General features: G+C 62.9%; 7 protein-coding genes and 3 pseudogenes. 1 reads left to right on the forward strand and 9 read right to left on the reverse strand.

Annotated features, from left to right (window positions below):
- The 8 genes and pseudogenes from JOE25_RS26635 to JOE25_RS26370 all read right to left on the reverse strand — a co-directional run.
- Positions 1 to 130 (reverse strand): annotated as a pseudogene (locus tag JOE25_RS26635) (magnesium transporter); the annotation flags it as partial.
- A 36-nt stretch (positions 131 to 166) separates the two neighbouring features.
- Positions 167 to 724 (reverse strand): recombinase family protein, encoded by a 558-nt coding sequence (locus JOE25_RS26340; protein ID WP_003100847.1) that lies wholly within the window; start codon positions 722 to 724, stop codon positions 167 to 169.
- Entirely contained in the window at positions 718 to 1,089 is a 372-nt protein-coding gene (locus JOE25_RS26345; protein WP_003100853.1) for a hypothetical protein, read from the reverse strand. Before JOE25_RS26345 ends, JOE25_RS26340 begins: the two co-directional genes overlap by 7 nt.
- Positions 1,086 to 1,586: a hypothetical protein gene (locus JOE25_RS26350; RefSeq protein WP_003100856.1), complete on the reverse strand. Its 501-nt coding sequence runs from the start codon at positions 1,584 to 1,586 to the stop codon at positions 1,086 to 1,088. The genes JOE25_RS26345 and JOE25_RS26350 overlap by 4 nt, the downstream gene beginning before the upstream one ends.
- Positions 1,583 to 1,909, reverse strand: a complete 327-nt coding sequence (locus JOE25_RS26355; protein ID WP_003100858.1) for a hypothetical protein — start codon at positions 1,907 to 1,909, stop codon at positions 1,583 to 1,585. Before JOE25_RS26355 ends, JOE25_RS26350 begins: the two co-directional genes overlap by 4 nt.
- Positions 1,910 to 2,163: 254 nt before the next feature.
- The gene (locus JOE25_RS26360) at positions 2,164 to 2,520 is read right to left on the reverse strand and encodes a cupin domain-containing protein (RefSeq protein WP_000215515.1); all 357 of its coding nucleotides are present in this window, start codon (positions 2,518 to 2,520) and stop codon (positions 2,164 to 2,166) included.
- Entirely contained in the window at positions 2,510 to 2,911 is a 402-nt protein-coding gene (locus JOE25_RS26365) for a DUF86 domain-containing protein (RefSeq protein WP_001293886.1), read from the reverse strand. Before JOE25_RS26365 ends, JOE25_RS26360 begins: the two co-directional genes overlap by 11 nt.
- A complete protein-coding gene (locus JOE25_RS26370; RefSeq protein ID WP_001247892.1) occupies positions 2,908 to 3,198 on the reverse strand; it encodes a nucleotidyltransferase in 291 nt (96 codons plus the stop codon). The genes JOE25_RS26365 and JOE25_RS26370 overlap by 4 nt, the downstream gene beginning before the upstream one ends.
- 158 nt (positions 3,199 to 3,356) lie before the next feature.
- Between JOE25_RS26370 and JOE25_RS26375 the strand changes: the two are divergent.
- A pseudogene (locus tag JOE25_RS26375) lies at positions 3,357 to 6,345 on the forward strand (Tn3-like element ISPa38 family transposase).
- Here the strand turns inward: JOE25_RS26375 and JOE25_RS26380 are convergent.
- Positions 6,314 to 6,566 (reverse strand): annotated as a pseudogene (locus tag JOE25_RS26380) (hypothetical protein); the annotation flags it as partial. The pseudogenes JOE25_RS26375 and JOE25_RS26380 sit on opposite strands and share 32 nt — an antisense overlap.

The raw sequence follows: 6,566 nt of genomic DNA on the forward strand, positions 1-6,566 counted from the left end.
CTGCGGTGGGCTCGCTAAGCGCGATCCAGCAGAAGCCCGAGCGATTCTCGTTTAGTTCGACGTGCTCATCGAGCCTGATTTCACGGACTCGCTTACCTTCGTTGTAATAATATGCGGCGATAATGGTCATGCAGGGGTCGTCTCAGAAAACGGAAAATAAAGCACGCTAAGCGTGCGTGGAGGCTGGCACCCAGCGGTACAGCGTCGGAATGGACACGCCGAGGTTCTTGGCCACGTCCTTGGGCGGCACCCCGCTGGCCAGCAGCTTCTTGGCCGACTCGATCTTGCTGTCGGTCATCTTCGGCTTGCGGCCGCCTTTGCGGCCGAGCTGCTTGGCGACTTCCAGCCCGGCGCGGGTGCGCTCGACGGTCAGCTCGCGCTCCATTTCGGCAAGGCTCGCCATGACGTGGAAGAAGAACCGCCCGGATGGTGTGCCGGTGTCGATGGAGTCGGTGAGGCTCCTGAACTGGACACCGTGCTTGTGCAGATCGCCGACCAGATCGACCAGTTGCTTGACCGACCGGCCCAGCCGGTCGAGCTTCCAGACGACCAAAGTATCGCCTTCGCGCAGCATTTCGAGCGTCTTGGCCAAGCCAGGCCGGTCTGCCCGCGTGCCACTCACCTTGTCCTCGAAGACCTTTTTACATCCGGCCTTGCTCAAGGCTTCGCGTTGCAGCTCCAGGTTCTGATCCTGCGTCGAGACGCGCGCATAGCCAATCAACATGGCTTGTCTCGCGCCCGGTCGATGCGTTCCTGCATCGCCTGCATCACTTCTTCGTGGGTGTACGATCTGGCGTTGGCGTCGGTGGCTTGCCGCAGGGCTTCCTCAACCTCGCGCGTCATCCGCTCGTAATCCTCCGGCCACAGCGCTTGCTCCATGCGCAGCGACGCCTGACCCAGCAGGTGCAGCAGGCTGAACAGCCGCATGTCGTTGGTGGCGACGATGCGCTCCCGAATCTGCTCCTGAATAGCTTCGCTAGCCCGATGCGCTTGTGGTGTGGCAGTCCCCTCGTAGTCAGCGGGGAATTCCGCTTCCTCGGCAATCCTTGCCCAGGCGCTGGCCAGCGCCTCGATGGTTGACGTGCTCATTTCCGCCGCTCCTGTGCTCTTTGGCGAATCAACCGGCCAAGGGGCCTCGACGCGAAAACCAGCAGCATCACGCCTATCGGATACCAGGTCGAGAAGACCACCAAGGCATCGAAGGCTGGCCGTCCGGTGTTGGTAGGCAGTACGGCGGTCACAGCCATCAACCCGCCGACCGTCCAGATGATGCGCCACACGTAGGGCATCACGCGGGGCACGTAGCCGTCATCGAAAGCGGTCTGGTAGTAGCGGCGCAGGCCGCGCTCGGCAAGCGCCTGGCGCTGCCGCTCCGACAGCGCATCCGTCCGGCCATACCAGCGCCGGAATGGTGGACAGCGCAGCAGCAAAGGGGTGAAGAGGATCATCACCGCCACGATCGCGACACCCCACGCCATGACGGCGCCGGCATCGGGCCGCTTGGCGTTCTCGATCACGGGCGCGAAGACGCCCGGAGCACCGATCATCCAGAACAGCGCAATGTGCTGATGGAAGGAGAGCTTCATTTGCTCATCCACTTGCGCAGCAGGCGCTTTTTCAGGGAGGCGCGTTCTTGCGGGTTGCGTCCCTTGTGATTGGCGATGCGATCCGCCGTGGCGGCCTGGCGCTTGACGGGCCAGTAGGAGCGGCCATCCTTGCCCATCGACCAGACGCTGCTGGCCTGGTTTTCCAGCAGGGGCAGATGGGCGCTCAGGGCTTCGGGCGACGCGCTGGTCAGCGCCGTGCGCTCACGGGTGCGCCAGCGCTGATGCCAGAGCTTCTTGTCCTCGCGCTCGCTGCCGCAGGTCGTGTGCCCGACGATGGGTGTTTTGCGGCGGCTGCGGCTCATAACGTAGTGGTCTCCAAGAACATTCAGGACTGATCCCAGGCGTCGATGGTCAAGACCTGATCGGCAGGACAGGCGGCTACGCGGTCGGGAACTGGATGGTGTTCAGTCTCATGCCGACCCCATTCGATTGATCGCGTCGCTTGCGGCACGCTGCGACGCAAGGAGGTTTGCGACCTGGTTTAGCAGCCGTGTCCGCTGCATGTCTGTTACCTATCTCCCCGACCGCTCATTGGACCAACTCCAGAGATTGGGCTCTATCGCTCAGCCAATACGAAACCGGCATTGGCTGATGCCACAACCGAGACTAACACAAATGGCTCGGTACCTGTATTTCGCGCCCCGTGCACTTGGCCCGGTCTTGCCACGGCTATCTCACCTTCCCTGAGGGCACGAACAATCCCATTGCCCTGAAAGTAATCAGCCATTCCCGACAAAACAGTCCACGTGTCTTGGCCGTGAGGATGAATGTGAGCCGCAATTTCCTGCCCGGGATGGACATGCCAAACCACGATAATTGAGTCTCGGGTTTCAAGCACAACGGAACGAATAGGCTCGCCTTCGGACGGCTGAACATACTCGGCTACAGAAAATATTCTCGATTCAACAGTCATCGGAGATCCCTCTTTCACAGTTGTCGTTACGGTCTTCATCGTCGGCATCCTGACGCACGGCGGGCAATTGCTGGAGCAACGCCGGCAGCCATTCCTGTACCGTCTCCCACACCACATCGAGGTTGATGTCGAAATAGCCGTGAGCCATGCGATTACGCATATTGCGCATGCTGCGCCACGGCACGTCGGCATGCGCCTGGGTGAACTCGACGTAGCCATCCATCACCTTTGTGGCCGCCTCGCCGATGACGATCAGGCTCATGATGACGGCCTGCTGGGTGCGCTTGTCGGCCAAGAAGTCGTCCTTGGCCATCCCTTCCACGAAGCTGCGCGCATCGGTTGCGGCCTGCTGAATGTGGTCGAGGTAATCGGGCAGGCGGTTCTCGCTCATATCGGTTGCGCCTCCGCGAGCACCTTGGCCCGGAACTTCGGCGGCAGGTCGCCGGGAGTCAGCAGATCGACGTCAACGCCGAGCAGCGATTTCAGTTCTTCTTCCAAATCGCCCAAGTCCAACAACGTGGCACCGGGCAGCGCATCGACCAACAGGTCGAGGTCGCTGCCATCCCGGTCGGTGCCATGCAGCACCGAGCCGAAGACGCGCGGGTTCGCGGCGCGAAAGCGGCCTACCGCTTCACGCACTGCGCTTCGCTTCATGTCAAGCACAACAGACGGTCGCATGCGCATCCTTTCTTATCGAAACTCGTTGAGATGATATGCAATCAAGAATAGAATTTCAAGAACTATTTTCGAGAATCGCAATGCCTTGATTCCCGTGCCGCGCCGGTTGCCTTGGCGGGCTTGTCACAAACCTACGTTTTCAAGAAGAAGGAAACCGCATGCCCCGCCGTTCGATCCTCTCCGCCGCCGAGCGCGAAAGCCTGCTGGCGTTGCCGGACACCAAGGATGAGTTGATCCGTCACTACACGTTCAGCGAAAGCGACCTCTCCATCATCCGGCAGCGGCGCGGCCCGGCCAATCGGCTGGGCTTCGCGGTGCAGCTCTGCTACCTGCGCTTTCCCGGCGTCATCCTTGGCGCTGATGAGCCACCGTTCCCGCCATTGCTGAGACTGGTCGCCAACCAGCTCAAGGTCGGCATCGAAAGCTGGGACGAGTACGGGCAGCGTGAGCAGACCCGACGCGAGCACCTGGTCGAGCTGCAAACGGTGTTCGGCTTCCAGCCGTTCACGATTGGCCACTACCGGCAGGCTGTCCAGTTGCTGACCGAGCTGGCCATGCAAACCGACAAGGGCATCGTGCTGGCCAGAGCCTTGATCGAGCACCTGCGGCGGCAGTCGGTCATTGTGCCCGCCCTCAACGCCGTCGAGCGGGCGAGCGCCGAAGCGATTACCCGCGCCAACCGGCGTCTCTACGACGCCTTGGCTGAGCCGCTGACGGACGTGCATCGCCGTCGCCTCGACGATCTGCTCAAGCGCCGCGACAACGGCAAGACGACGTGGCTGGCCTGGCTGCGGCAATCCCCGGTCAAACCGAACTCGCGGCACATGCTGGAACACATCGAACGCCTCAAGGCGTGGCAGGCGCTCGACCTGCCCTCCGGCATCGAGCGGCTGGTTCACCAGAACCGGCTGCTCAAGATCGCCCGCGAGGGCGGCCAGATGACGCCCGCCGACCTGGCGAAGTTCGAGCCGCAGCGGCGTTACGCGACCCTGGTGGCGCTCGCCATCGAGGGCATGGCCACCGTCACCGACGAAATCATCGACCTGCATGACCGCATCCTGGGCAAGCTGTTCAATGCCGCCAAGAACAAGCATCAGCAGCAGTTCCAGGCATCCGGCAAGGCGATCAATGCCAAGGTGCGGCTGTTCGGGCGCATCGGCCAGGCGCTGATCGAGGCCAAGCAAGCGGGCCGCGATCCGTTCGCCGCCATCGAGGCCGTCATGTCCTGGGATGCTTTCGCCGAGAGCGTCACCGAAGCGCAGCGGCTCGCGCAACCCGAGGACTTCGATTTCCTGCACCGCATCGGCGAGAGCTACGCCACGCTGCGCCGCTACGCGCCGGAATTTCTCGACGTGCTCAAGTTGCGGGCCGCGCCCGCCGCCAAGGACGTACTCGACGCCATCGAGGTGCTGCGCAGCATGAACAGCGACAACGCCCGCAAGGTGCCCACCGACGCGCCGACCGAGTTCATCAAGCCGCGCTGGCAGAAGCTGGTGATGACCGACACCGGCATCGACCGGCGTACTACGAACTGTGCGCGCTGTCGGAGCTGAAGAACGCGCTGCGCTCCGGCGACATCTGGGTGCAAGGCTCGCGCCAGTTCAAGGACTTCGAGGACTACCTGGTGCCGCCCGCGAAATTCGCCAGCCTCAAGCAGGCCAGCGAATTGCCGCTGGCCGTGGCCACCGATTGCCGCTGGCCGTGGCCACCGATTGCGACCAGTACCTGCATGACCGGCTGACGCTGCTGGAAACGCAGCTCGCCACCGTCAACCGCATGGCGCTGGCCAACGAGCTGCCGGACGCCATCATCACGGAGTCGGGCCTGAAGATCACGCCGCTCGATGCGGCGGTGCCCGATACCGCACAGGCCCTGATCGACCAGACGGCGATGATCCTACCGCACGTCAAGATCACCGAATTGCTGCTGGAGGTAGACGAATGGACGGGCTTCACCCGGCACTTCGCCCACCTGAAGTCAGGCGACCTGGCCAAGGACAAAAACCTGTTGCTGACCACGATCCTCGCCGACGCGATCAACCTGGGCCTGACCAAGATGGCGGAATCGTGCCCCGGCACGACCTACGCCAAGCTGGCCTGGCTGCAAGCCTGGCACATCCGCGACGAAACCTACGGGGCGGCACTGGCCGAGCTGGTCAACGCGCAGTTCCGACATCCCTTCGCCGGGCATTGGGGCGACGGCACCACGTCATCGTCGGACGGCCAGAACTTCCGCACCGGCAGCAAGGCCGAGAGCACCGGCCACATCAATCCGAAATACGGCAGCAGCCCAGGGCGGACGTTCTACACCCATATCTCCGACCAGTACGCGCCGTTCCACACCAAGGTCGTGAACGTCGGCGTGCGCGACTCGACCTACGTGCTCGACGGCCTGCTGTATCACGAATCCGACCTGCGGATCGAGGAGCACTACACCGACACGGCAGGGTTCACGGACCACGTCTTCGCGTTGATGCACCTGCTGGGCTTCCGCTTCGCCCCGCGCATTCGTGACCTGGGCGACACCAAGCTCTACATCCCGAAGGGCGATGCCACCTACGAGGCGTTGAAACCGATGATCGGCGGCACGCTCAACATCAAGCACGTCCGCGCCCATTGGGATGAAATCCTGCGGATGGCCACCTCGATCAAGCAGGGCACGGCGACGGCCTCGCTGATGCTCAGGAAGCTTGGCAGCTACCCGCGCCAGAACGGCCTGGCCGTCGCCCTGCGTGAGCTGGGACGCATCGAGCGCACACTGTTCATCCTGGACTGGCTGCAAAGCGTCGAGCTGCGCCGCCGCGTGCATGCCGGGCTGAACAAAGGCGAGGCGCGCAACGCGCTGGCCCGCGCCGTGTTCTTCAACCGCCTGGGGGAAATCCGCGACCGCAGCTTCGAGCAGCAGCGCTACCGGGCCAGCGGCCTCAACCTGGTGACGGCGGCCATCGTGCTATGGAACACGGTCTATCTGGAGCGGGCCGCGAACGCCTTGCGTGGCCACGGTCAAGCCGTCGATGACGGCCTGTTGCAGTACCTGTCGCCGCTCGGCTGGGAGCACATCAACCTGACCGGCGATTACCTCTGGCGCAGCAGCGCCAAGATCGGCGCGGGCAAGTTCAGGCCGCTACGGCCGCTGCAACCGGCTTAGCGTGCTTTATTTTCCGTTTTCTGAGACGACCCCATGCAGGCCTCGCAGGAATTCGCAGGCCACGCTGTACAGCCGGTCGCGCCAGCCCGCGTTCGAGCCATGCCTGCACGTTCGAATAGCTGCTTAGGCCGAGGATGTCGCCCGCTGCGTAGAATTCGACCAGCGCATTCACCCAGACATACGTCGCTTTGTCCGAGATCTTGTTATCTTCGTAAATCCAT

It is taken from the genome of Serratia sp. PL17 (assembly GCF_017832355.1).
Lineage (GTDB): Bacteria > Pseudomonadota > Gammaproteobacteria > Enterobacterales > Enterobacteriaceae > Serratia.

Excerpts from the sequence above, each read along its gene's own strand:
- JOE25_RS26340 (WP_003100847.1), bottom strand. The coding sequence starts at position 724 with ATGTTGATTGGCTATGCGCGCGTCTCGACGCAGGATCAGAACCTGGAG.
- JOE25_RS26345 (WP_003100853.1), bottom strand. The coding sequence starts at position 1,089 with ATGAGCACGTCAACCATCGAGGCGCTGGCCAGCGCCTGGGCAAGGATT.
- JOE25_RS26350 (WP_003100856.1), bottom strand. The coding sequence starts at position 1,586 with ATGAAGCTCTCCTTCCATCAGCACATTGCGCTGTTCTGGATGATCGGT.
- JOE25_RS26355 (WP_003100858.1), bottom strand. The coding sequence starts at position 1,909 with ATGAGCCGCAGCCGCCGCAAAACACCCATCGTCGGGCACACGACCTGC.
- JOE25_RS26360 (WP_000215515.1), bottom strand. The coding sequence starts at position 2,520 with ATGACTGTTGAATCGAGAATATTTTCTGTAGCCGAGTATGTTCAGCCG.
- JOE25_RS26365 (WP_001293886.1), bottom strand. The coding sequence starts at position 2,911 with ATGAGCGAGAACCGCCTGCCCGATTACCTCGACCACATTCAGCAGGCC.
- JOE25_RS26370 (WP_001247892.1), bottom strand. The coding sequence starts at position 3,198 with ATGCGACCGTCTGTTGTGCTTGACATGAAGCGAAGCGCAGTGCGTGAA.